The following is a 22,544-nucleotide window of genomic DNA, read 5'->3' on the forward strand; positions in this document are numbered from 1 at the left end:
AAAGCAAGAAGACAATGAGAAGCAAAGTAACGCTTTTAAATATGCTGTCAAGTCTGTTGTTTCGGGTGTGCCTTGTAATCAGCGGATTTATCATTCCCAGAATCGTTTTGCATTATTTTGGCTCCACGATGAACGGCCTCGTAGCTTCCATCAGTCAATTTTTGAAGTATATCGCGTTGATCGAAGGCGGCGTGACAGCCGTCGTATCCGCAAATCTGTACAAGCCTCTGGTGGATGCGGATCATGATCGCCTCAGCAGCGTAATATCCGCCGCGAAAAGATTTTATCGCGGCATCGGCACTATCTTTATTGTTTATTCCCTTTGTCTGGCAGTCATCTATCCGCTCGCGTCGGGATTGGATTTCTTGTTTGCCGGGTCGCTCACCGTCATTCTGTCTATCGCGCTTTTGATGCAATATATGTTTTCTATTACGTATCAGACACTCTTCAAGGCAGATAAAAAAGGCTATATCGTGTTCCTGCTCCAAAGCGCGATCACCCTGTTAAACGTGGCGCTGGTCTATGTGTCCATAAAGATTTATCCCAGCATTCATCTGATTTATCTGATAAACGGTTTATTGTACACCATACAACCTTTGATTTTTGATTATTATGCGAAAAAATACTATGCAATAGACTGGAAAGCCAAGCCAGATCGCAATTTATTGAAGGATCGCTGGAACGGATTTGCGATCAATCTGGCTGCGTTCATCCATAATGGGACGGACGTCGCTGTTTTGACGGTTTTCACCGGCCTGCCTACGGTTTCTGTGTACAGTGTGTACGCGCTGGTGGCAAGCAACGGATTAAAAACGCTCATTCAATCTCTGGTATCCGGGATAGACCCAGCCATCGGCCAGATTTATGCAAGGGGGGATATGAAAGCGTTACATCAGAAAATGGATTTATATGAGTATATCGTGTTTTTCCTGGTGTTTTTCCTGTTTACTATGGGCGGCCTGCTGATTACACCGTTCGTAATGCTCTATACAAAAGGGGTTACCGATGCGGATTATTATCAGCCCTTGTTCGGTTTCCTGCTTGTGCTGGCGGAAGCGATCTATCTCTTAAAATCTCCGCATTGTACCCTTGCCTATTCGGCGAATCAATTCAAAAAACTCACCGTGCCGGCTTTCATGGAAGCGTTTCTCAATATCGCTGTTTCCATTGCGTTGATAAAGCACCTGGGGCTGATCGGCGTCGCTATCGGCACGTGCGTGGCAATGAGTTACAGGATGGTATTCCATATTTATTTTACTACCAAAATCATTCCAGGAAGAAAGCAGTGGTTCTTTTACCGCAAACTGCTGCTATTTCTGGCGGCGACGGGAATCGGCGTTTCAGTATGTTATTTCGGTTTGCCGCTGAATGAATACTCTCTTCTTCCGTGGCTTCTGCATGCGGCTGCCTACGCGGGCATTTTAGGCGTGCTGTATCTCGTTTTAAGCGTCCTCTTTTTTAGAAAAGAACTGCAGTTCATTTTTCAATACTTAATAAAGAGAAAACAAAAGCATGAAGGAAGTGCGCCAATACGGTGCGTGTAAGGCAGGAGAGGGTAAGTCCCTCCCCGGTAAAAGCCGTAGCGGACAGCCGGAACACAGCCTTGAAGCCCGAGCCGCGAGGCAGGGTTTAAGCGTGGATGGTGGAATGTGAGAGCCGCACGTACGGTTCTATGAGGGGCAGTAGACAAGCCTTTCACGCAAATGAATAAATATAGGAAAGGAATGTCGAGACTGTCTACTCGACGAAACAAAATGTCAACCTACGATCTTCCCATTGATTTGGTATACCTCTATGTAAACAGCAGCGATGAGGCGTGGATTGCCAAACGAAACCAATACGCGATGGATCAGAACAACAGCGTCTGCAGGTTCAGGGATAACAAAGAATTGATGTATTCCCTGCGATCCGTGGAAAAATACGCGCCGTGGATCAGGAATATCTACATCGTTTCCAATTCATCCATGCCGGCTTGGCTGAACACGGATCACCCGAAGCTTCATGTTGTCGGCCATGAAATCATTTTGCCGACGGATAGTCTGCCTTGCTTTAACAGTTCCGTGATCGAGTGCTATCTCCACAGAATTCCGGGATTGTCGGAAATTTTCCTTTATGCAAATGATGATATGTTTTTCGGAAATCATGTGTCGCCGGATTTTTTTGTAAAAGACAGCAAACCCATTGTTCGGATGGTGAAAAATGATATTGCTCCCACTAACAATTATAAAAGGATCATTTTGAATTCAAAAAAAACGTTATTTGACCATTATAGAAAAGAATACGCACTTGTTCCATGGCATAATATTGATGTTTATACGAAAACGGGGATAGATGCGTGCGCAAAGGAATTCAGGAAAGAACTTGAAGCCTGTTCTCACAATCATATAAGAAAAGATAATGATATTCATAGGGTTCTTTTTCAGTATTATTTGATATTCACTGAAGCATGCCTGTTAGTGACACACGACCAATCGTCCCACATTAAAAGACTGTTTGATTATGGCAGAATGCTATTTTCCCCTGCCAAATATCTCGATGGTTTTAATTCAACGACACATGATTTGTTTAAGTCCCCACAATTTAAGCAACTATTGTTCAAAGGTCCTCGTTATGTATGTAGAGAATTGATAAGGTCTCCGCTATATAAAAAGCTATTTTTCAAGCATCCTTTTTGTGCGTGTATAAACGACAGTGAGGATACGACGGAAGTGGATCTAAAGGAATATAAGGAACTCATGGAAAAATTGTTTCCGGAAAAATCCTCCTTTGAAAAATGACACAAATCATGTGTTTATTATATTTCCCGTAATAAGGGGCAGAATATCATGGAGCAAAGATGAAAACACATATTCTCGTAATTGGCGGCACGGGCTTTCTTGGTTCTCATTTGTTCGATAGGCTGATTCAGGTCGGCAATTCATTGTTAATTATCAGAAAAGAAAAGCAAAGGCACGAAAGAAAAAGGAGAAAAAGAAGATGTCAACCTACGATCATCCCATTGATTTGGTATATCTCTATGTAAACGGCAATGATGAGGAATTTCTAGCAAAGCGAAGCCAGTATGCGAAAGATCAAATCAATGGCGTCTGCAGGATCAGGGACAACAAAGAATTGATGTATTCCCTGCGCTCTGTCGAAAAATATGCGCCATGGATCAATAACATCTATATTGTGACCGACTCTTCCATGCCGGACTGGCTGAATACCGATCATCCCAAGCTCCACATCGTTCAAAACGAGGAGATTATGCCATCGGATATTCTTCCATGCTACAACAGCAACGTGATCGAAGCCCATCTCTGGCGCATACCAAACCTTTCAGAGATCTTTCTTTATGCGAATGACGACATGCTCTTTTGCAATGATGTTACGCCAGATTTTTTCGTGAAAGACGGAAAGCCCCTTGTGCGGATGCGGAGACAACACATCGGACCCAATAGTTATTATTTTAAAGCGATCATAAATTCCCGGAAAGTGCTGTTTGACTATTATGGAAAAGAGTTTGATCTTGTCCCTTGGCATAACATTGACGTATATACGAAAACGGGCATGAAAAACTGTGTTCAGGAATTTCAAAAAGAATTTAATGCGTTTTTTCATAACCGCGTAAGAAAAACAAATGATCTCCAAAGGGTAATCTTTCATTATTACTTTTTATCCAATGAAGCGTGTGAATTAATTACACATGACTGGACTTCATTTGTTAAACATTTCTTCGATTATTGCAGGATGTATCTCTTTCCATCCCGCTATCTTGACGGGTTTTTCACGACAACGCATGAACTATTCCATATTTCATTGTTCAAACGGTTGTATATGAAGCATCCTGTTTGTGCGTGTATAAACGACAGTGAGAATACAACGGAAGAAGATATCATCAAATATAAGAACTTCATGGAAACACTGTTTCCGGAAAAATCGTCCTTTGAAAAATGACACATTCCTTTTGTTTACTATATTTCCCGTAATATGAGAAAAGTATCATGGAGCAAAAGAAAGTGCAGGGAGGAAATAACCTGTATGGAAAACACGTATTCTGGTAACTGACGACACGGGCTTTCTTGGTTCTCATTTGTGCGACAGGCCGATTCGGGATGGCAATGATGTGATTTGTGTGGATAACTTGTTCACGGGCAGCAAAGAGAACATCCGCCACCTGTTGGCAATCCGTATTTTGAATTCATTCGTCATGATGTAACGGAGCCTCTGTACGTTTCATTTAATCACTGTTCTGTTTCCTGTTCACAGGCCATGTGTTCCGCTTCCAGCGCCTCGTTGGCCGCGGTTCTCATAATGATTTTCTTCACCAGCGTATCCAGTGCGCATCCCTCGGTGTAATCCGCCGGTGAATAGTAGCGAATCCTGTTCTCCCGGATCATCTTCTTCACTTTCTCCATATTGCCGGTAGAGGGATCATAGACTCCGATGGCATGCCCGCCATAGGAATTCACCAGTTTCATGCAGGGGATGTCGGTATCGCTGTCCCCGATATAAACCATATTGCGGAAAGGAATCCTGATCAGGTCCCGCGGATAATAATCATTCACCGCGGGATCGTTGACGTCCAGGGTTCCTTTTTCTATCCGGAAAAGGAACTGTGTCTTGTTGGTATAGTTGACCGCCTGCGCCGGCCAGATGGCCACGCCCCGGTCGTTGTAGCAGAAGGAGCTGGCATAGATTCGTTCAAACGCGCCCTGCTTTGCCATTTCTGTCCCTTCAATCATTTCTTTCAGCCCGGAGGAAATGATATAGTGTTCCACCAGCACACCGTGCTCTCTGCCGTATTCCCGGATGCGTTCAAACCATTCCTCCACACCGGGGAATACCTTCACCTTTGCCCCGTATTCCATCAGGGCTTTACGGTTCAGGATCAGGTTGCCCTCTGCTTCCTTCACCATCTTGTACATATAGGCCAGGTTGGAATCCATCTGCTGCTCATGGGCCAGGATGTTGGTTTCTTCCCAGAAACGGTCCACGTCATAGCCCACAGACTGGATATAGCCCTGTGCCTGCATATCGTCCGGCGTCAGGGTCTTATCAAAGTCATAGCAGATTGCCAGTACCGGCAGCTGCTCTTTTTCTTTTCTTTCATATCGCATCATATTCACCCGCCTGATTCTCTCTCAGCTCTTCCGTCAGCCGAATACCATTTCACCGAAGTATTCCGGCCTGTGATAATCCGGCGTGGGGGTACCTACCGGCTGCCAGGCCAGATAGTGAGGATGAACCGTCTTGTCCCCGCATTTGTAGACGTTTGCCTTCAGGATGCCGGAAAAAGCGAAACCCGGATAGTACTTCCGGAGGAATGCGTCCGGAATCCGGTATTTCGTTTCCCAGCCCTCCGCCGTCCGTGCAGTCCGGATACTGAACAGCTTTTCCGGATTGTCCGGCACAATCCGTTCCCTGTCGTTTCTGTTCCTGCCGAAGCCGATGTGAAGGCATCCGTTGGGATTGATTTCAAAGTTCAGGTAACGCTCTTCTCCCTCCGGCATAAAGAAGAACTCCAGGCAGCTGTCCTCATGTACAGGCGAAAGCGGCGCGGTGTATTCCGCGCGGATATCTTTTTCTTTTGCCCATAGATGTACCAGCAGGTTCTCCCCGTCGTGGCGAACGCTTCCGCCTGCCCGGATGCCGCAGTCCGGTTCCCACAGGATCTGGTCAAGATACAGTTCCCTGCCTGTGCCGGTATCCTGTTCATCCCGTATAATCACATATCGGTCGTTCACGTTCCGTTTATCCTCCGGATATTTTAATAGCCTCTTTGCCTGTCTACCAGGTGTCCGGGGGTTTCCCCGGCGCAGTATCTGCCCAGGTCCTCCACAAACATCTCAACAATCCTGTTCACCGTATGCTCCAGCGTCATATTTCCGGCTGTATGCGGCGTAATAAGCAGGTTCGGCAGTTCCCATACCGGATCGTTTTCTTCCAGCGGTTCTTTTTCAAACACGTCCAGTCCGGCATACAGCCGTCCGTTCTTCAGTTCTCTGATCAGTGCCTCCTGGTCGATTACGGTGCCGCGTCCTACATTGATAATCACCGCGCCGTCCGGCAGCTGCCCAAGCTGCTTTTCACCCACCATATGGTACGCTTCCTTTGTTCCGGGCAGGGAAATAATCAGCACATCCGTTTCCGGCAGCACTTCTTCCCACTGATCCTGTGTCAGGATCCTGTCAAAACAGTTGTCAGGATTCCTGCCGCTCCTGTTTACGCCAATCACACATGCCGGCAGAAACGCTTTTAGTCTCCTGGCTGTTTCCAGTCCGATATCTCCCGTACCAAGCAGGGTAACCCGGGCGTCCTTGATGGAGCGGACCAGCAGGTCCCGTCTCCATTCATGCCGGGCCACAATCTGCCTGTATTCCGGCTGCCGGCGCAGGATGTCCAGCAGCATCATAATGGTATGCTCCGAAATCGTCACGCCGTATGCGCCGGAGGAATTGGACAGCATCGCGTCCGGATTGGCGAAGGAACCCGGCTTCAGGAACTGGTCAACCCCCGCAAACGGTGTACAGATCCATTTCAGGGTGGAAGATGCGCGTGCGATCTCCGGCAGCTGGCCGAAAATCACTTCGCACTCCATCAGATAATCCTTATCTTTCTCCGGCTCATCCACAAGCCTGACCTCAAAGCCGTGCTGCACAGCTGCTGTGCGGATCGTTTCCTTGTGTTTCGGTTTCAGAAATGGCTCATAAACCGCCATTTTTCTGCTCATAAGTTTCTCCTCTTCGGTGTTTTTTCTTGTTTACTTAAGATACGGACCGAAAAACGGATCCAGCCTGTCCCGGTTATATTGCAGGAACAGGTTCCCCCGCATACCATCCGTGAGGTTTCCGAAACTGTCTGTCCGGATTCCCCGCAGGCAGGCGTCGCAGTAGTCCAGGATTACCTGCATATCTGAATGCAGGATCGCATGTCCGTCCAGGTGAATGATCATGTTGTTCTGTTCACCGCAGTCCAGCAGATCCCAAACCGGCTGGGACGCGGCATAGGCCAGGCACTGTCCTTCTGTATTGTTCCATCCTTCTGAAACAATGCCGGTCACAATGATCATATGGCGGTTCTTTCCCGCCGCCAGTGCGCACAGCATATGCTGATCCACCGGCAGCGTCCGGGCTGACAGGAGCCTTGTGAAGTTGCCGCAGAACCAGTATCCTTCTCCTCCCTGCAGATTGGAAAACGGTTCATTCACTGATTCGTTCTCCCATTCTGCCGGTCCGCCCAGGCTTGTAAGATCATAGGTCTTTCCATGATTGTCCGTCCGGAACACTGCAACGCCTCCCGCCCCTGAACAGGACGGAATCGTCACGCGGATCCGCTCGTCCCAGGCGCCGGCCACCGCTGCGCTTTTCCCGTACCGGGATACGCCTCCAACCAGTGAAAGTTCCGGGTTGATCCCCAGTTCTTTGCCTGCCCCGGCTTCCAGGGCGTCAATAATCTTGCTCACACCCCACGCCCATGCCAGCAGCACACCCCGCTGCTGTGCGGGATCTTCTTCCGCGTATGGATACAGGGTAAAAAATGCGCCGGTCCGTGTCTCGTTGTCTGCGGACACCTGGGAGCAGTCATACTGGAAACAGGCATATCCTCTTTCCATGGCATACCGGCAGTTGTCCGAAAAACCGGTCACCCATTCCTTCGTAAACCAGTTCTGATAGTGCCATGGCCAGTACTCGATATAAAAAGGTGAACCGTCTTCCGGCGCTGTGCCTGCCGGGAGCCCTGCCAGTACGGAAAAGGACGCGCTGCGTCCCTCCGCGGAAATCGTGATTGTCAGCAGTTTTCCGCCTGTTTCCGAGTCTTCCCGCAGCTGCCATTCCACAGTTTCCTTTGCTTTATCCGGCATGTATCCGTACACATATTCCGAGTACAGGCTGATCAGCTCTGTTCTCCTGCGTTTCCAGTCCCAGGGCGTCTGTACTGCTTCTCCGTTTTCAAAGCGCAGAAGATCGGGAAGGTTCCCGATCTCCGGCAGCTGGGTAACACTCTTCATTTCATGCTCCCTGCGGATACAGATGGTTCCGCCTTTTTGTTTGTCAACTTCAGTATTCCTGTTTATCCGGGATAGGACAGCCGCCTGTAGGTTGTCAGATCTTCACGGTATCTCCTGATATAGTATTTCGCCATGTTCAGGTTCTGCTCAGACCAGTTTCCGCATTCTTCCGGCCGCGCTCCGGGAATTTCCCCCTCAAAGCCGAGGATAAAGTCGCACATTTCCAGGACCAGCGGATAAACGTCCTCCGCGCTTTGTTCCCCGAAAACTACCAGGTAAAACCCGGTTCTGCATCCCATGGGTCCGAAATAAATCACTTCGTTTTTCCTGCTGCTGTTGCGGAGGAATGTTGCTCCAAGATGCTCTATTGTATGAATGGCCGGGGTATCCATCACCGGTTCACGGTTTGGTGCGGTCACCCGCAGGTCAAATGTGGAAGCCGTGCATTGTTCCCGGCTGTCCGTCCGGGACAGGTAAAGGCCCGGCAACAGGTTCAGGTGGTTTACCTGGAAGCTTGCGATTTTTTCCATTTTGTTACTCTCCATCTCTGCCGGTGATTCTCTTCCGGAAATATGTCTGCCGGCAACATACAATTATATATATTTCGCTTTTTCTTCGGTTGATTCCTGTATAAAACATCCATTCATTTTTCTGTGAACAGAGAAGGAGGAGAGCGCTTGTCTCTCCTCCCTGTACTTTATGTATACAATTATTCAGCTGTCACGGTTTCAGTCTGGGTTTTTGTGATTGTAGTAGTTTTGGGCATCATCTGCTGCATCACCTGCTTGTTCAGCCAGGTTCCGGTCTCTTCAGGCAGGTTCCTGGTCAGTACGGTGATTGCCTTCAGTATGCCGGCTGTCAGGGTGATCTGCAGTTTTCCGCTGGCAGTACCGTCCGTATCATTCATCAGCGTTTCAAACGGAAGGACTGTGATGTTCTCTCCCTCGTATACAGAAACAGCTTCTCCGCCCTTTCCCACGGATCCTGTAATGTTCACAAGAGGCTGTTCAGCGTTGTTCATAAACACATCCAGGGTGTACTTTGTCCGTTCGCCTTCCACGGGTTCTGTTTTCGCAAGAATCTTCGCGACAGCGTCCTTGGAGTTGATATCAAAAGCCATGTCCAGGCTGCCGGCCGCGTCACAGGTTACGGCAATGTCAGCAACGGATCCGTCTTTTGCGTTTACATGAGCCTTAAGATCAGCCGCATTGTCTTTTGAGACGTCGGCGGCAATGTTCATTGTTTCCTGATTCTGTTCAAAGCTGAAGCGGATCCTGACAGGTTCTTCCCCGCCGCCGATACCGACGTGCATGGTTTCCGGCTTTTCAGTCTCTTCCTTAGCTGCTTTGGTCATATCGCAGACAAAGTAACCGCCTTCGTTTTCGTTGGAGTAGAGGGCGAACTGCACTTCCGGCTTTTCTTCTTCGGGCATGCTGTTCAGCTTCTCAATCTCTTTGTCGATTTCAGCGATAAGATCCTTATCCTTGCTGGCAGCCTGTACAACCGGCTGAAGGGATTCCTTGGCCAGCAGTTCTTTCGTGCTGTTCAGGACCAGTTCCATGAACTCTGTATAGGTCATGTTGACGGGCGTCTTTGCCGTAAACTTCAGATCATCCACGGTAAACTCGCCGGTCTCGGTTTCACCCTTCTTTTCTTCAAATGCTTTCATCGCCTTCTCAACGATTTCGGCAAAATCTTTGGCGATCTGCTCCTTATTCAGGTTCTCCATCCCGCCCATTCCGGCGGAAGCCTCAGTCATGGATGCCTGCACCTGCTGCTGGAGAGCCTGTACGGTTTCCGCGGATACAGAGATGACCTGGCTTCCCAGCAGGGATGAAGCGGCAATCAAGCCTCCGTCTTCAGCGTTCTTAACACCGATGGAGAGCATGACGTCATCACCGGCCAGCACATCCAGTTCGGCGTTGTCCTTGGCGGCGACGCCCTTCAGGGTCAGGGCTCCAACAATATCCTTCACAATGGTAATGGTCTGTTTTGTTTCTTCCGTCGCTTCGGTTCCGGCAAGAGCCAGGATCCCGTCTGCGTCCACGTTGATCTTTGCTTCAAAGGACACAGGCTCTTTCAGCGCTGCGGTCATGCCGCCGATGGAGCTGAAAGCCATCACGATAACCATAACAATGGACAAAATGGAATTCATGTTTTCTCCCCCTTGTTTTATAAAATGTTTTAATTTGCTTCCGTGATTTCTTCTCCGTGATACCGGTAAACCCGCATCAGCAGGGCGCCGTCATCATTGGAGGTGCCCAGAATCCTGATCGGGAAATCATATCGGTTGGTGAAAATCAGGTTCAATTCCGGATTGCCCACAGCCGCGTCGCAGTGGATCGGCAGGTAGGCAGCACCGTTGCCGCCGTGAGGCCGGCGGTGATTGATTTCAATATCCGGCAGCTGAATCAGGGCATTGTACAGCGTACTGGAAACCTGGCAGGTACCGCCGCCATAACCCAGCTTGGAGGTTCCTGCGGTCAGCACGCCGGCCTGTTTGTATCCCTTGCCCGGCCGGTAAGGACCCATGGTTTTGTTTGCGTCCAGGCGTTCACCGGGCTGCAGAACCTGGGATATATACTGGCAGCCGGTTTTGATATTGTGGATCCGGTTCAGATTCGTTTCGTTCTGTGTCATTTTGTAGTAGCTGGTATAAGCGGCAATTGGGCTGTCCGGGAACAGTTCCTCATCTGTGGGAGATACAGGAATCAGATCCGTCAGTTCGTTGGGATCGATATAGCCGTATTCCCGCCAGTAGTTCACCATTGCCCAGCCGTTATAGAACTGCCAGATGCTCAGCTCCGTACCCGGTTTCAGGATGACCCAGTTGTTTCCGTCATCTCCGTCGCCTTTGGAAGGCGTCATGCTCTTCCGTACATGGCAGGTGGTGGCAGTCTTGGCAATATAGGCGTGCTTCTGCACATTGAAGGGAGGGATATTCTCCGGATCAACGGACTCAATATCGCTCTTGGCAATCTGCTGCCGTCTCACGTAGCCGATCACATTATCCCGACGCACGATGAACCAGATCAGGCCGACGTACAGGATGTCAACTTTTTTTCCCCTGGCGTCCGCCAGTCTCATCTTGGGCGTGATGTCTTCTTCACTCTTCCACTTTTCAGAGTAGATCGTTCCGTTAAAATCCGTACGCATCTTAGCCTTATACAGTGCAGGAGAATTCATGTCAAAATCCTCCAGGGTCTTTTCATGGTAAACCTCACCCTGTACTTCGGCTTCAATATAGTTTTCAGCCTGGTCTTCCTCTTCCTGCATTTCCCGCAGTTCTTCATCGGAGAACTGGAAGTCTTCATCTTCTTCCGCTACAGCAAAAGACATCGTTCCGGTCAGAATTCCCAGGGCAAGTATAATACATAAAATGCGCTTCATTAGCACATCCTCCTTCATCGTATACGAAAAATATTATCCCCTTTTTTCGTATACCTGTCAACCGCGCCGCCTTAAGCGGAGCAATTGAACTCTACTCTTTCAAACGATTATCAGTCCTCCTTTGTTCCCGTATGGTCTGCAGATCAGGACTCCGGTTTTTCCCTCATCCTGGCCGTATTATATTCCCCGAATTCCCGCGAATAAACGACTTATCTGATAAATTTCACCCTCGTATTTTTCCCTTTTAGACGAAAAACCTTTCCCGCAAGCAGAAAAAGCAATATACAACATTCGTTCGCTTGCGAACGAATATATCATATCGCGAAGCGATGTATCACATTGAACCGCTATGCGGTTCAATATATCATGTTTTCCGCAGGAAAACATATCATTGACTTTGTGATCGCTAAAGCGATTACAAAGTCTTGTGTTCCCCTTTCTTTTCAGGCACATTTTATGGTATAATATACTGTCATCATTCGGGCCTTTCATTGAAAGCCCCAAAGGAGTGAACCCATGGCATCCCAAACCTATAATGCCGGTAATATCCAGGTGCTGGAAGGCCTGGAGGCTGTGCGTATGCGCCCCGGCATGTATATCGGTACTACTTCTTCCCGCGGCCTTCACCATCTCCTGTGGGAGATCGTGGACAACGCTATTGATGAAGCGGCCAACGGCTTCGCTTCCGAAGTGTCCGTCACCCTGCATAAGGACGGCTCCGCCAGCGTCTATGACAACGGCCGCGGCATGCCTGTGGACGACCATCCGACCATGCACAAGCCCGGTGTGGAAGTTATCTTCACTGTGTTGCATGCCGGTGGTAAGTTCAACAGTGAGAACTACGACTATTCCGGCGGCCTCCACGGCGTCGGTGCCAGCGTCGTCAACGCCTTGAGCAAGTGGCTCACCGTCGACGTCTTCCTCAACTGGACCCATTACCGCATGGCCTTCACCAGCGCTATGGATCCTGCCACCGGCAAAGTCCATGCCGGCAAGCCCGAGGGTCCGCTGGAAGTCCTTGGCAACACCCGTAAAAAGGGCACCCTGGTTCGTTTCCTTCCGGACGATGAGATTTTCGAGGACGTCCGTTTCCATACTGAAACCGTCGCCCGCCGCCTGCAGGAGCTGGCATATCTGAACCGCGGTATCCGCATCACCTTCACGGATGAGCGGATTGCCGACGCGGACAGCCGCACCCGTGTCTTCTGCTATGACGGAGGTATTTCCGATTATGTCCGTTATCTGAATGCCGGCAAAAACGCCCTGCAGGAAGATATCATTTATATTGAAGGCAAGCGTGACTCGATCATCTGCCGCGCGGCCATCCAGTATACCGACGGCTACACCGAAAGCCTCTTCTCTTATGTCAACAACATCAACACGCCGGAGGGCGGCACCCATGAGGCCGGTTTCAAAACCGCCTTTACCAAGTGCTTCAACGATTATGCCCGCCGCGTCGGCCTGCTGAAGGAAAAGGATAATAACCTGGCGGGTGAAGATTTCCGCGAAGGCCTCACTTGTGTCCTGACCACCATGGTCAAGAATCCCCAGTTTGAAGGCCAGACCAAGGGCCGCCTCGGCAACAGTGAAGTGCGTCCCGCCGTGGAAGCGATCGTTACCCAGCAGTTGCTGGACTGGCTGGACAACCTGAAAAACCAGGAAGTCGCCAACGCCATCGTCTCCAAGGCGATGCGCGCTGCCCAGGCCCGGGAAGCCGCCCGCAAGACCCGTGACAACATCCGTAAGGCCAGCCAGCTGGAAGCTGCTCCGCTGGTCGGCAAGCTCTCCAGCTGCACCGGACGCCATTGGGAGGATAATGAGCTCTTCATCGTGGAAGGTGACTCCGCAGGCGGCAGCGCCAAGCAGGGCCGGGATCGTCGTTTCCAGGCCATCCTTCCCCTCCGCGGCAAACCCCTGAACGTTGAGAAAAAGCATCTGGACCAGGTCCTCGCCAATGAAGAATTCCGCAGTCTCATTACCGCCCTGGGTACCGGTATTGATGAAGGCTTTACCCTGAACAATCTCAAATACGGCAAAGTCATCATCCTTTCCGATGCTGACCAGGACGGCGCCCACATCCGGGCAATCCTGCTCACTTTCTTCTTCCGTTATATGAAGGACCTGATCACCGGCGGTCATGTATACATCGGTATGCCTCCGCTCTATAAAATCCAGAAGGGCCAGAAAGTCATCTACGCCTACGATGACAAGGAGCTGGCCAAAGCCACCCGTACCGTGGGCAAGGGATACACCCTGCAGCGGTACAAAGGTCTGGGTGAGATGAACCCTGAGCAGTTGTGGGAAACCACCATGGATCCGTCCCAGCGCAAGCTCATGCGCGTGGGCATTGAGGATGCTGCCCTGGCGGACCGGCTCACCACCGTCCTCATGGGAGACAAGGTGGAACCCCGCCGCGATTACATCAGCGAACACGCTGACTTTAACCGTACAGACACGTTCGATGCGGAGCTGGACGGCCACAGCGTGCAGGCGCAGGAAGGAGAGCAGTAAGCATGGCGAAGCGTAAAGAACCTGAAAAGCCTATCGTCAAGGACGATCCTTCCCGGATTCTTGATATCAATATGGAAGACGTCATGCATAACAGCATGATGCCCTATGCCGAACATGTTATCCTGGAGCGCGCCCTTCCCCGGGTGGAGGACGGACTGAAGCCTGTTCAGCGTCGTATCCTCTATACCATGATGGAACTCGGCACCACGCCGGACAAACCGCACCGCAAGTGCGCCCGTATCGTCGGCGACTGTCTCGGTAAATATCATCCCCACGGTGACTCCTCTGTCTACGGTGCCCTGGTGCACATGGCGCAGGACTTCTCCATGCGCTGCCCCATGGTGGACGGCCACGGAAACTTCGGCTCCATCGACGGTGACGGCGCTGCCGCCATGCGTTATACGGAAGCCCGGATGACGCCCCTGGCCATGGAAATGCTGCGGGATATCGAGAAGGATACCGTACCTTTCCGTCTGAATTTCGATGATACCCTGAAAGAGCCGGACATGCTGCCCGCCCGTTTCCCGAACCTGCTGGTAAACGGCGCCAACGGTATCGCTGTCGGTCTGGCCACCAACATTCCCACCCACAACCTGGGAGAAGCCGTCCGCGCCGTCATCGCCCAGATGGAAAACCCGGATATCACCCTGGATGAACTGATGAAGATCCTCCCCGGTCCGGACTTTCCCACCGGCGGCGTGCTGCTCTGCAATGAGGAGATCCGCCGCGGCTATGAAACCGGCAAAGGCAAGCTGACCCTCCGTGCCCGGGTCAATATCGAGGACGGCCCTTCCGGAAGGAAGCTCCTCGTCATTACCGAAATTCCTTATCAGATCAATAAAGCCGCCATGCTGGAAAAAATCCAGAAACTGAGCGAGGATAAAAAAGTGGCTCTCGGCGGTATCTATGATATCCGCGATGAGAGCGACCGCACCGGTATGCGGGCCGTTATTGAGCTCAAGCGCGACGTGGATCCCCTGCGGACCCTGTCCTATCTGTATAAGTATTCCGACCTTCAGGTCACCTTCGGCGTCAATATGGTCGCCATTGTCGGCGGCAAGCCGAAGCAGCTGAGCCTGAAGGAACTCATTGCCAGCTATATTGATTACCAGAAGCAGGTTGTCACCCGCCGCACGGAGTATGAACTGAAGCAGGCAAAGGCCCGCGCTCATGTTCTGGAAGGCCTGATGATCGCCCTGGATAATCTGGATGAGGTTATTGCCCTGATCCGTGCCAGCAAGAGCCCGAAAGAAGCCCGTATCGGCCTCATGGAGCGGTTTGCGCTGACCGAGATCCAGGCCCAGGCCATCCTTGATATGCGCCTGCAGCGCCTGACCAATCTGGAAGTGGAAGCCCTCCGGAAGGAATACGCGGATATCCTGAAGCTGATTGCCCGTCTCGAAGGCATCCTGAAGAGCGGAAAGAAGCTGAATGAAGTTATACGCAAGGAAATGGAAGCCATTGCGGAGGAGTTTGCCAATGACCGCCGCACCACGCTGGAAGTTCCTGAGGATGCTCCCGTGGATCTGCCGGACAACACGCCCGAACCGGAAGACGCTGTGATCGTCTACACCGAGGGCGGCTACCTCAAGCGTGTTTCTCCCGCCCTGCTGAAGCGTACTCCGCTTCCCACAGCGGAAGAAAACCTCACTGAAAGCGCCCGCTGGCTGCTTCCGACCACTACGGCGGAGAATCTCTATATCTTCACCGATCTGGGCAACTGCTATCCCATCAATGTCGGCAAGATTGCGGAATGCAAGCCGAAGGACCGCGGCCAGCTTCTTTCAGGCGTCCTCATGGGCATCGAGGAGAACGAGCAGCCGCTGCTTATGCTGACCTGCGATTCCGCGAAGATGAAGGATCTGCCGGACTTCCTGTTCATCACAAAGAACGGTATGATCAAGCGCACCGCGGCCGTGGACTATGATGTCCGCAGCCGGAAGTATCCTTGCCTGTCCCTGAAGAAGGGTGATGCGCTCCTGGCCATTCTTCCCGCCGCGCATGAGGGCGATCTGCTGCTTATCACCAGGGGCGGCATGAGCATCCGCTTCCCGCTCTCCACTGTTCCGGTCCAGGGACGGATCGCCACAGGCGTCAAGGGCATGAGTGTGGAAAGCGGAGATGATGTGCTCTGGGTCAGCCAGCTTGAGGAAACCGATGAAATCGTCATCTTCTCTGAGCGCGGCTGGGCCAAGCGCATTCCCCAGCTTGATTTTGAACCCCAGAACCGTGCCGGCAAGGGCGTCCGCTGCTTCTACTTCAACAAGAACGGCTCCAACGGCAAGTGCATTGCCGATGTCAGCCGGATCAACCGTGATCTGCCCTGCGATCTGCTGGTCTACCAGGCCCGCAGTCCGGTCAGCAAACTCTCCCGGGACGATATCCTGCTCCAGAACCGGGCTGGCAAGGGAATGCCCTACGTCATGGCCATCCTGGACGACATCGTCACCGGCGTTACGGCCGTCCCAGCTCCCGTTTCCGAAGAACCCGCTTCTCCGGAATCCACATAATCCTTTCCCCGGTCATTAACCATCAGGCAATTTCCCACACAATCAATAATTCTGAATTATGAATTCTGAATTATGAATTTTACATTGGAGGTACATCAATTATGGGTAGACAGAATTTCGGCGGCTTCGGTGGAGGCGCCAACATGCAGCAGCTTATGCGTCAGGCGCAGAAAATGCAGCAGCAGATGCAGGAAGCCCAGGAACGCCTGGACGAAGCTGAATACGAAGCTACCGCCGGCGGCGGAATGGTTTCCGTCAAAGTCAGCGGCAAGCGCGAGCTGACCGCGATCACCATCGATCCCCAGGTTGTGGATCCGGACGATATCGAAATGCTGCAGGATCTGGTGATGGCTGCGGTGAACGAAGCGCTTCGCAAGGGCGAGGAAGCCCGCGAAACCGCGATGAACCGCATGGCTCCCGGAATGGGTGGTCTGTTCTGAGATGAGCAGTCAGTTTGAGCCCATTGCGGCCATGGCCATGGAACTGGCCAAGCTGCCCGGCATAGGGCCTAAAACGGCCCAGCGCCTTGCTTATCATCTGGCCTCGCAGCCGCAGGAAAACGTCCGTGCCCTCTCTGTCGCACTCTGGGAAGGCCGCAAAGCTATACGCTTCTGCGAAACCTGCGGTAATTATTCCACCGGCGATGCCTGCCCCATATGCGCGGATCCCACCCGTCACAACGGCCAGATCTGCGTGGTTCGCGATCCCCGGGATGTGGCGGCGCTTGAACGAATGCATGAGTATCACGGGCTTTACCACGTGCTTCATGGAACCCTGTCTCCCATGGAAGGCGTCGGTCCCGATGACATCCACATCCGGGAGCTTCTTGCGCGTCTCGGCACGGAAGAAGTAAACGAGGTTATTCTCGCAACCAATCCGGATGTGGAGGGCGAGGCAACCGCAACCTATATTGCGCGTCTTCTGAAGCCCATGAATGTCAAATGTACCCGGATCGCCCACGGTGTTCCCGTCGGCGGCGACTTGGAGTATACGGATGAAGTCACCCTCTATAAAGCCCTTGAAGGCAGAAGAGACATGTAATCTTGTCAACTCACAAACATGGTAAGAGTCTCCACACATCAGCCACAATGAAGGCTATGCCTTCATTGTCATCCCGAGCCTGGCCGAGGGATCCCTTGATAAAATGACTTACGAATTTATAACGCCTCTTTTACTTATTCTTTGCCTGCTTCTCCTGATTATCCTTTTGATCAGGCAGTCTGCGCTTGACCATAAACAGGAACGCGACCGGATGACCCAGGAACACGGCCTGGTCAATCTTGGCAACCGTCTTCTGGATGAGCTTGACGCCCAGCACGATGAAGCGGCAAAATCCCTTTATGAAACCAATCAGTCGCTCATGACCACCCTGTCCCAGATGGGACAGGGTCAGTCTACATTGCTGGAAAGCATGCAACGTCAGGTTCTTCTTTCCACCCGGAACCAGGAGGAAAAGATCAATGATCTCCGCCTGGAGAATGAGCGTCAGCTTACTGAGATGCGCAAAACCGTGGATGACCGCTTGTCGGAAAGCCTGGACAAGAAGCTGGATCAGTCCTTTGCCCAGGTCAGTGAGCGTCTCGAGTCCGTCTATAAAGGACTCGGTGAAATGCACACCCTGGCATCCGGTGTCGGGGATCTGAAAAAGGTTCTCACCAATGTCAAAACCCGTGGTATCTGGGGTGAAATGCAGCTGGGCAACCTGATCCGCCAGACGCTGGCTCCCGGCCAATACGAGGAAAACGTTGCCGTCGTCCCCGGCTCTGCGGAACGGGTTGAGTTTGCGGTTTGCCTGCCGGACCAGAGTGGAAATACGGTATATCTGCCCGTGGACAGCAAGTTCCCCCAGGAGGACTATATCCGCCTGACGGATGCCGCCCAGCAGGGAGACGCTGCCGGTGCTGAAGCTGCCCGGAAGGCGCTCATCCAGCGCCTGAAGCAGGAAGCGAAAAAGATCTCTGAAAAGTATATCTCCCCGCCTTATACCACGGACTTTGCCATCATGTTCCTGCCTGTGGAAGGCCTGTATTCCGAAGCGCTTCAGACGCCGGAACTAGTCGAAACCCTGCAGCGGGAGCAACGGATCGTCATTGCGGGACCCGGTACCTTCTCTGCCATGCTCAACGCCCTGCAGATGGGCTTCCGTACGCTGGCCATTGAGAAGCGTTCCGGAGAAGTCTGGCTTCTGCTGGGTGAAATCAAAAAGGACTTTACCCGCTTTGCGGAAACACTGGAAAACACTCGCCGCCGTCTGGATCAGGCGGGAGAATCCATTGATTCAGCTGTTACAAAATCCCGTTCCATCCAGCGCAAGCTTTCCGCGCTGGAAACCGGTCCCGCTGCTCTTGACAATCCCCCTGAAACCCTTACAATACAAGAGGATGTTGATCAATAAAATCGTTTTTCTCCGGCATGTATAAATACATTCTGCTTTTCCATGCCGGTCCATATCATTTCAGGCCGTTGCGGAAGCATTCCCCGGAGAAAAAGGTCAATCGAAAAAAACTGGGAGGAATCGTGCTATGTCCATCAAAACGGAAATCTGGGGAAAATCCCCCAAAGGAAAAGATGTCCATAAGTTTACCATGACCAACAGCATGGGCGCTTCTGTCACTGTTATGGAGTGGGGCGCCATTGTCACCTCCATTATCGTCCCGGATGCCGGCGGCAATATGGATGATGTTGCCCTTGGTTTCGACTCCCTGGATCGCTATATCGGGCCTCACGGCTGCTTCGGCGATACAGTCGGCCGTTATGGCAACCGTATCGGAGCCGGCAAATTTTCCATCGACGGTGTCCAGTACCAGGTTGCCCTCAATGACAACGGCAAAAACCACCTGCACGGCGGCAACGTCGGCTTCGCGGCTCATTTCTGGACCGGCACCCCCAAAGAAGGCGAACATGAGGATTCTGTTTCCTTCCATCGTGTTTCCCCCGATGGTGAGGAAAACTATCCCGGCAATCTGGATGTAACCGTGACCTTCACCTGGAATGATATGTGCGATCTGATCATCCGCTATGAAGCCACCACTGACAAGCCCACCCTCTGCAACCTCACCAACCACACCTACTTCAACCTGGGCGGCCACAAGCACGGCACCGTCAAGGATCACGAAGTTGCCATCGATGCCGATGTCATCACCAAGGTGGACAGCGGCCTGATCCCCACCGGCGACTATATGCCCGTTGTCGGAACGCCCCTGGATCTCCGCGACGGCCTGTTGCTGGAAGAAGGACTTGAAGTTTATGAAACCTGCCCCCAGATGATTCCCGCCGGCGGTTATGACCACAACTTCGTTCTCCGCAAGGGTGAAGCCATGGGCGCTGCAGCCAGCGTATATCATGAAGAATCCGGCCGCTATATGGAAGTGCTGACTGACCAGCCTGCCATTCAGCTTTACACCGCCTGCACACTGGATGTAAAGGGTGGCAAGGAAGGCGCGGATTACGGCCATTATTCCGGTTTCTGCCTGGAAACCCAGCACTGCCCGGATGATCCCAATCATCCCAACTTCCCCGGCACCACGATCCTTCGTCCCGGTGAAAAGTATGACACCACCACCATCTACGCTTTCCGTGCGGATGATGAATAATCCAAACGCAATGAAAAATCCTGCTGCTTCATGCAGCGGGATTTTTCATTTGTCACTGTTATTTCGCGAACACTTCTTAACGCAGAACAGGACTGCGCATGCGCCAATCACGGAAACGATGATGTTTCCGACTCCGTTGATGGAGTCAAGACCGATCAGGCTGAACAGCAGGTTGCCCACAACACCGCCGACCAGGCCCAGCAGGATGTTGCTGAGCAGTCCGTCAGGTCTTCCCTTCATGATCTTGCTGGCCGCGAAACCAGCCAGCGCCCACAGTGCAATCTTGATAATCCAGCTGAAAATCATGTTTTTCCCCTCCTGTATAGCTTATCAGGCAATTACATTTTCTCATCAACAAGCTTCTTCAGCTCGTTCATGAATGTGCCCACGTCGGTGAACTTCCGGTATACTGCCGCAAAGCGCACATAGGCGACGTCGTTCAGGTTCTTCAGTTCAGACATAACCATATCGCCGATCTTTTCGGAAGCAATTTCTCCGTCCATCGTGGCATAGGCCTTCTGTTCCACCCGGGTCACAATCTCGTCGATCTGCTGCATACTCACAGGCAGCTTATCGCAGGCATGCAGGATACCCGCCTTGATCTTCCGGCTGTCAAAGCTCTCCCGGCGTCCGTCCCGCTTTACCACAAACAGAGGACTGAGTTCAACCTTTTCATAGGTTGTAAAACGTCTGCCGCAGTTTGTACATTCTCTCCTGCGCCGGATGCTGTTTCCGTCATCCGTCGGCCGGGAGTCAATTACTTTACTGTCCAGGCAGCTGCAATACTGGCATTTCATAATCTTTCCCTCCACTGTGCTGTCAGGTGTTCTCGTGGGTTCAACCAATCTATTATTCCAGAGTCTTCAGTTTTATGTTTTCAGTATTAATTACTCGATTGTTCCCAGTTCCTTGTACAGTTCCTTGTTGGCTGTGTACAGCTTCTTGAACACTTCATACACTTTCGCGTATTTCGGCACGTTCTCGGCGATCGGATTCTGTGCAGGATTGACCTTGATCATCGCCCTGCAGGCTTCCTGAACACTGCCGTACAGTCCTGCGCCGACACCCGCCAGAATGGCAACACCCAGGGCGGGGCCTTCCGTATTGATGGTGGTTGCCACGGGGCAGTTCATCACGTCCGCCAGCATCTGACGCCACAGCGGGCTCTTTCCACCGCCGCCGCAGGCCAGCATCGTTTCAGGTGCAACGCCCATTCCGGCCAGCACGCCCAGGCAATCATTCAGGCTGTAGGTAACGCCTTCCATAACCGCACGCAACAGATCCCGGCGCTGGTGCATTGCGCTCAGACCGAAGAAGATTCCGCGGCAGTCACTGTCCAGATGCGGGGTCCGCTCACCCATCAGGTACGGCGCGTAAATCAGCTTGTTGGCGCCGATGGGGCTCTGGGCCGCTTCCTGGTTCGTCAGTTCGTAAGTATCAACGCCCATCGCTTCTGCGGTGATCTTCTCAGCTCCGCAGAAGTTGTCGCGGAACCACTTCAGGCTCAGGCCGGCAGCCTGGGTAACACCCATCACATGCCATGCGCCGGGCACCGCGCAGCAGAAGGTATGTACACGACCCTTGGGGTCAATCGCCAGCTTATCCGTATGAGCAAACACAACGCCGCTTGTGCCGATGGTCGTGAAGGCTTTTCCGTCTTCCACAACGCCGGTACCGACTGCTGCGGCAGCATTGTCTCCGGCGCCGCCGACAACCAGTGTCTTCTCGCTCAGTCCGGTCAGTTCAGCTGCTTTGGCGGAGATATGGCCGGTCACTTCGCAGCTCTCATAAACCTTGGCCAGCATGCTCTTGTCGATGTCCAGGATGCCCAGCAGTTCGTCGCTCCAGCAGCGGTTCGGCACGTCCAGCATCTGCATACCGCTGGCGTCAGAAACCTCTGTGGCGAAATCTCCGGTCAGCATAAACCGGACGTAGTCCTTGGGCAGCAGCACGTGCTTGCACTTTGCGTAGTTTTCCGGCTCATGGTTCCGCACCCAAATCAGCTTGGAAAGGGTAAATCCGGGCAGCGCGGGGTTCGCGGTAATCCTGATCAGATTATCGTATCCGACCTTGGCGGTAATCTCTTCACATTCCTTGGCGGTCCGCTGGTCGCACCAGATGATGGAAGGACGGATGACTTCGTCTTTCTCATCCAGCATCACAAGGCCGTGCATCTGACCGCTGATGCCCATGGAAACCACGTCTTCCTTGTCCACACCGCTCTTCTCAAGCACTGTACGGATCGTGCTGACCGCGGCATTATACCAGTCCTTGGGATCCTGTTCCGCCCAGCCGTTCTGCGGCTGGTACATCGGATATTCCACGGTTGCGGAGCAGATACCCTTACCGTTCTGATCGAACAAAACTGTTTTCGTGCCGGATGTTCCCAGGTCGATCCCAAGAAGGTATTTCATATGCATTTTCCTCTCTATCCACAAAATATAGTGGTTAATCACTAAAAACTATTATATTCTTGTGGTTTTGCCCTGTCAAGCAACATTCCCTGTGTTTTCATGTTCTCCTTCTGCTTTGAAACAGAAAGCGGGCCGG

Annotated in this window: 21 protein-coding genes; 11 read left to right on the forward strand and 10 right to left on the reverse strand. The window is 52.0% G+C overall.

Features of this window, described 5'->3' with window-relative positions; genetic code table 11:
• Window positions 1-14 precede the first annotated feature (14 nt).
• The 5 genes from JYE49_RS07545 to JYE49_RS07565 all read left to right on the forward strand — a co-directional run bounded on the left by JYE49_RS07545 (window position 15) and on the right by JYE49_RS07565 (window position 4,198).
• The gene (locus tag JYE49_RS07545; RefSeq protein ID WP_093958208.1) at window positions 15-1,544 is read left to right on the forward strand and encodes a polysaccharide biosynthesis C-terminal domain-containing protein; all 1,530 of its coding nucleotides are present in this window, start codon (window positions 15-17) and stop codon (window positions 1,542-1,544) included.
• 210 nt (window positions 1,545-1,754) lie between these two features.
• Window positions 1,755-2,777, forward strand: coding sequence for a stealth family protein (locus JYE49_RS07550; RefSeq protein ID WP_179217423.1), 1,023 nt, complete (start codon window positions 1,755-1,757; stop codon window positions 2,775-2,777).
• Between the two features lie 59 nt (window positions 2,778-2,836).
• The gene (locus JYE49_RS07555; protein ID WP_143754542.1) at window positions 2,837-3,022 is read left to right on the forward strand and encodes an NAD-dependent epimerase/dehydratase family protein; all 186 of its coding nucleotides are present in this window, start codon (window positions 2,837-2,839) and stop codon (window positions 3,020-3,022) included.
• A complete protein-coding gene (locus JYE49_RS07560; RefSeq protein ID WP_093958210.1) occupies window positions 2,977-3,936 on the forward strand; it encodes a stealth family protein in 960 nt (319 codons plus the stop codon). The genes JYE49_RS07555 and JYE49_RS07560 overlap by 46 nt, the downstream gene beginning before the upstream one ends.
• 100 nt (window positions 3,937-4,036) lie before the next feature.
• Complete coding sequence (locus JYE49_RS07565; RefSeq protein ID WP_430384039.1) at window positions 4,037-4,198, forward strand: NAD-dependent epimerase/dehydratase family protein; 162 nt, start codon at window positions 4,037-4,039, stop codon at window positions 4,196-4,198.
• A gap of 25 nt (window positions 4,199-4,223) precedes the next feature.
• Here JYE49_RS07565 and JYE49_RS07570 read toward each other — a convergent pair whose 3' ends face one another.
• The 7 genes from JYE49_RS07570 to JYE49_RS07600 all read right to left on the reverse strand — a co-directional run bounded on the left by JYE49_RS07570 (window position 4,224) and on the right by JYE49_RS07600 (window position 11,380).
• Entirely contained in the window at window positions 4,224-5,102 is an 879-nt protein-coding gene (locus JYE49_RS07570; RefSeq protein ID WP_283399458.1) for an HAD family hydrolase, read from the reverse strand.
• A 33-nt stretch (window positions 5,103-5,135) separates the two neighbouring features.
• Window positions 5,136-5,726 carry a carbohydrate-binding family 9-like protein gene (locus tag JYE49_RS07575; RefSeq protein ID WP_179217424.1) on the reverse strand — a complete coding sequence of 197 codons (591 nt, stop codon included), beginning with the start codon at window positions 5,724-5,726 and terminating at the stop codon, window positions 5,136-5,138.
• A gap of 23 nt (window positions 5,727-5,749) precedes the next feature.
• Window positions 5,750-6,712, reverse strand: coding sequence for a D-2-hydroxyacid dehydrogenase (locus JYE49_RS07580; protein WP_093958212.1), 963 nt, complete (start codon window positions 6,710-6,712; stop codon window positions 5,750-5,752).
• Between the two features lie 30 nt (window positions 6,713-6,742).
• Complete coding sequence (locus tag JYE49_RS07585; RefSeq protein ID WP_093958213.1) at window positions 6,743-7,990, reverse strand: glucuronyl esterase domain-containing protein; 1,248 nt, start codon at window positions 7,988-7,990, stop codon at window positions 6,743-6,745.
• 62 nt (window positions 7,991-8,052) lie between these two features.
• Window positions 8,053-8,520: an S-ribosylhomocysteine lyase gene (locus JYE49_RS07590; RefSeq protein WP_093958214.1), complete on the reverse strand. Its 468-nt coding sequence runs from the start codon at window positions 8,518-8,520 to the stop codon at window positions 8,053-8,055.
• A gap of 179 nt (window positions 8,521-8,699) precedes the next feature.
• Window positions 8,700-10,145 (reverse strand): hypothetical protein, encoded by a 1,446-nt coding sequence (locus JYE49_RS07595; protein ID WP_093958215.1) that lies wholly within the window; start codon window positions 10,143-10,145, stop codon window positions 8,700-8,702.
• A gap of 29 nt (window positions 10,146-10,174) precedes the next feature.
• Entirely contained in the window at window positions 10,175-11,380 is a 1,206-nt protein-coding gene (locus tag JYE49_RS07600) for a VanW family protein (protein ID WP_179217425.1), read from the reverse strand.
• 516 nt (window positions 11,381-11,896) lie between these two features.
• Here JYE49_RS07600 and JYE49_RS07605 point away from each other — a divergent pair.
• The 6 genes from JYE49_RS07605 (at window position 11,897) to JYE49_RS07630 (ending at window position 19,994) form a co-directional block, all read left to right on the forward strand.
• Window positions 11,897-13,891: a DNA gyrase/topoisomerase IV subunit B gene (locus tag JYE49_RS07605; RefSeq protein WP_093958217.1), complete on the forward strand. Its 1,995-nt coding sequence runs from the start codon at window positions 11,897-11,899 to the stop codon at window positions 13,889-13,891.
• 2 nt (window positions 13,892-13,893) lie between these two features.
• Window positions 13,894-16,401, forward strand: coding sequence for a DNA gyrase/topoisomerase IV subunit A (locus tag JYE49_RS07610; RefSeq protein WP_093958218.1), 2,508 nt, complete (start codon window positions 13,894-13,896; stop codon window positions 16,399-16,401).
• A gap of 101 nt (window positions 16,402-16,502) precedes the next feature.
• Window positions 16,503-16,841, forward strand: coding sequence for a YbaB/EbfC family nucleoid-associated protein (locus JYE49_RS07615; RefSeq protein ID WP_093958219.1), 339 nt, complete (start codon window positions 16,503-16,505; stop codon window positions 16,839-16,841).
• Window position 16,842: 1 nt separating this feature from the next.
• The gene (recR, locus tag JYE49_RS07620) at window positions 16,843-17,442 is read left to right on the forward strand and encodes a recombination mediator RecR (RefSeq protein WP_093958220.1); all 600 of its coding nucleotides are present in this window, start codon (window positions 16,843-16,845) and stop codon (window positions 17,440-17,442) included.
• 211 nt (window positions 17,443-17,653) lie between these two features.
• Window positions 17,654-18,796 (forward strand): DNA recombination protein RmuC, encoded by a 1,143-nt coding sequence (locus JYE49_RS07625; protein ID WP_304583321.1) that lies wholly within the window; start codon window positions 17,654-17,656, stop codon window positions 18,794-18,796.
• Window positions 18,797-18,923: 127 nt separating this feature from the next.
• Window positions 18,924-19,994 carry an aldose epimerase family protein gene (locus JYE49_RS07630; RefSeq protein ID WP_093958222.1) on the forward strand — a complete coding sequence of 357 codons (1,071 nt, stop codon included), beginning with the start codon at window positions 18,924-18,926 and terminating at the stop codon, window positions 19,992-19,994.
• Window positions 19,995-20,039: 45 nt separating this feature from the next.
• Here JYE49_RS07630 and JYE49_RS07635 read toward each other — a convergent pair whose 3' ends face one another.
• From JYE49_RS07635 to xylB, 3 genes are all read right to left on the reverse strand, one after another.
• A complete protein-coding gene (locus tag JYE49_RS07635; protein WP_093958223.1) occupies window positions 20,040-20,300 on the reverse strand; it encodes a GlsB/YeaQ/YmgE family stress response membrane protein in 261 nt (86 codons plus the stop codon).
• A 32-nt stretch (window positions 20,301-20,332) separates the two neighbouring features.
• The gene (gene nrdR, locus JYE49_RS07640; protein ID WP_093958224.1) at window positions 20,333-20,791 is read right to left on the reverse strand and encodes a transcriptional regulator NrdR; all 459 of its coding nucleotides are present in this window, start codon (window positions 20,789-20,791) and stop codon (window positions 20,333-20,335) included.
• A 90-nt stretch (window positions 20,792-20,881) separates the two neighbouring features.
• Window positions 20,882-22,408 (reverse strand): xylulokinase, encoded by a 1,527-nt coding sequence (gene xylB / locus JYE49_RS07645; RefSeq protein WP_093958225.1) that lies wholly within the window; start codon window positions 22,406-22,408, stop codon window positions 20,882-20,884.
• Between the last annotated feature and the right edge of the window lie 136 nt (window positions 22,409-22,544).

Source organism: Aristaeella hokkaidonensis (assembly GCF_018128945.1).
In the GTDB taxonomy this organism is placed as follows: Bacteria; Bacillota; Clostridia; order Christensenellales; family Aristaeellaceae; genus Aristaeella; species Aristaeella hokkaidonensis.

What these genes read in the sequence shown, in the direction of transcription:
- JYE49_RS07545 (WP_093958208.1), top strand. Translation starts at nt 15, where the DNA reads ATGAGAAGCAAAGTAACGCTTTTAAATATGCTGTCAAGTCTGTTGTTT.
- JYE49_RS07550 (WP_179217423.1), top strand. Translation starts at nt 1,755, where the DNA reads ATGTCAACCTACGATCTTCCCATTGATTTGGTATACCTCTATGTAAAC.
- JYE49_RS07555 (WP_143754542.1), top strand. Translation starts at nt 2,837, where the DNA reads ATGAAAACACATATTCTCGTAATTGGCGGCACGGGCTTTCTTGGTTCT.
- JYE49_RS07560 (WP_093958210.1), top strand. Translation starts at nt 2,977, where the DNA reads ATGTCAACCTACGATCATCCCATTGATTTGGTATATCTCTATGTAAAC.
- JYE49_RS07570 (WP_283399458.1), bottom strand. Translation starts at nt 5,102, where the DNA reads ATGATGCGATATGAAAGAAAAGAAAAAGAGCAGCTGCCGGTACTGGCA.
- JYE49_RS07580 (WP_093958212.1), bottom strand. Translation starts at nt 6,712, where the DNA reads ATGAGCAGAAAAATGGCGGTTTATGAGCCATTTCTGAAACCGAAACAC.
- JYE49_RS07585 (WP_093958213.1), bottom strand. Translation starts at nt 7,990, where the DNA reads ATGAAGAGTGTTACCCAGCTGCCGGAGATCGGGAACCTTCCCGATCTT.
- JYE49_RS07590 (WP_093958214.1), bottom strand. Translation starts at nt 8,520, where the DNA reads ATGGAAAAAATCGCAAGCTTCCAGGTAAACCACCTGAACCTGTTGCCG.
- JYE49_RS07595 (WP_093958215.1), bottom strand. Translation starts at nt 10,145, where the DNA reads ATGAATTCCATTTTGTCCATTGTTATGGTTATCGTGATGGCTTTCAGC.
- JYE49_RS07600 (WP_179217425.1), bottom strand. Translation starts at nt 11,380, where the DNA reads ATGAAGCGCATTTTATGTATTATACTTGCCCTGGGAATTCTGACCGGA.
- JYE49_RS07605 (WP_093958217.1), top strand. Translation starts at nt 11,897, where the DNA reads ATGGCATCCCAAACCTATAATGCCGGTAATATCCAGGTGCTGGAAGGC.
- JYE49_RS07610 (WP_093958218.1), top strand. Translation starts at nt 13,894, where the DNA reads ATGGCGAAGCGTAAAGAACCTGAAAAGCCTATCGTCAAGGACGATCCT.
- JYE49_RS07615 (WP_093958219.1), top strand. Translation starts at nt 16,503, where the DNA reads ATGGGTAGACAGAATTTCGGCGGCTTCGGTGGAGGCGCCAACATGCAG.
- recR (WP_093958220.1), top strand. Translation starts at nt 16,843, where the DNA reads ATGAGCAGTCAGTTTGAGCCCATTGCGGCCATGGCCATGGAACTGGCC.
- JYE49_RS07625 (WP_304583321.1), top strand. Translation starts at nt 17,654, where the DNA reads ATGACCCAGGAACACGGCCTGGTCAATCTTGGCAACCGTCTTCTGGAT.
- JYE49_RS07630 (WP_093958222.1), top strand. Translation starts at nt 18,924, where the DNA reads ATGTCCATCAAAACGGAAATCTGGGGAAAATCCCCCAAAGGAAAAGAT.
- JYE49_RS07635 (WP_093958223.1), bottom strand. Translation starts at nt 20,300, where the DNA reads ATGATTTTCAGCTGGATTATCAAGATTGCACTGTGGGCGCTGGCTGGT.
- nrdR (WP_093958224.1), bottom strand. Translation starts at nt 20,791, where the DNA reads ATGAAATGCCAGTATTGCAGCTGCCTGGACAGTAAAGTAATTGACTCC.
- xylB (WP_093958225.1), bottom strand. Translation starts at nt 22,408, where the DNA reads ATGAAATACCTTCTTGGGATCGACCTGGGAACATCCGGCACGAAAACA.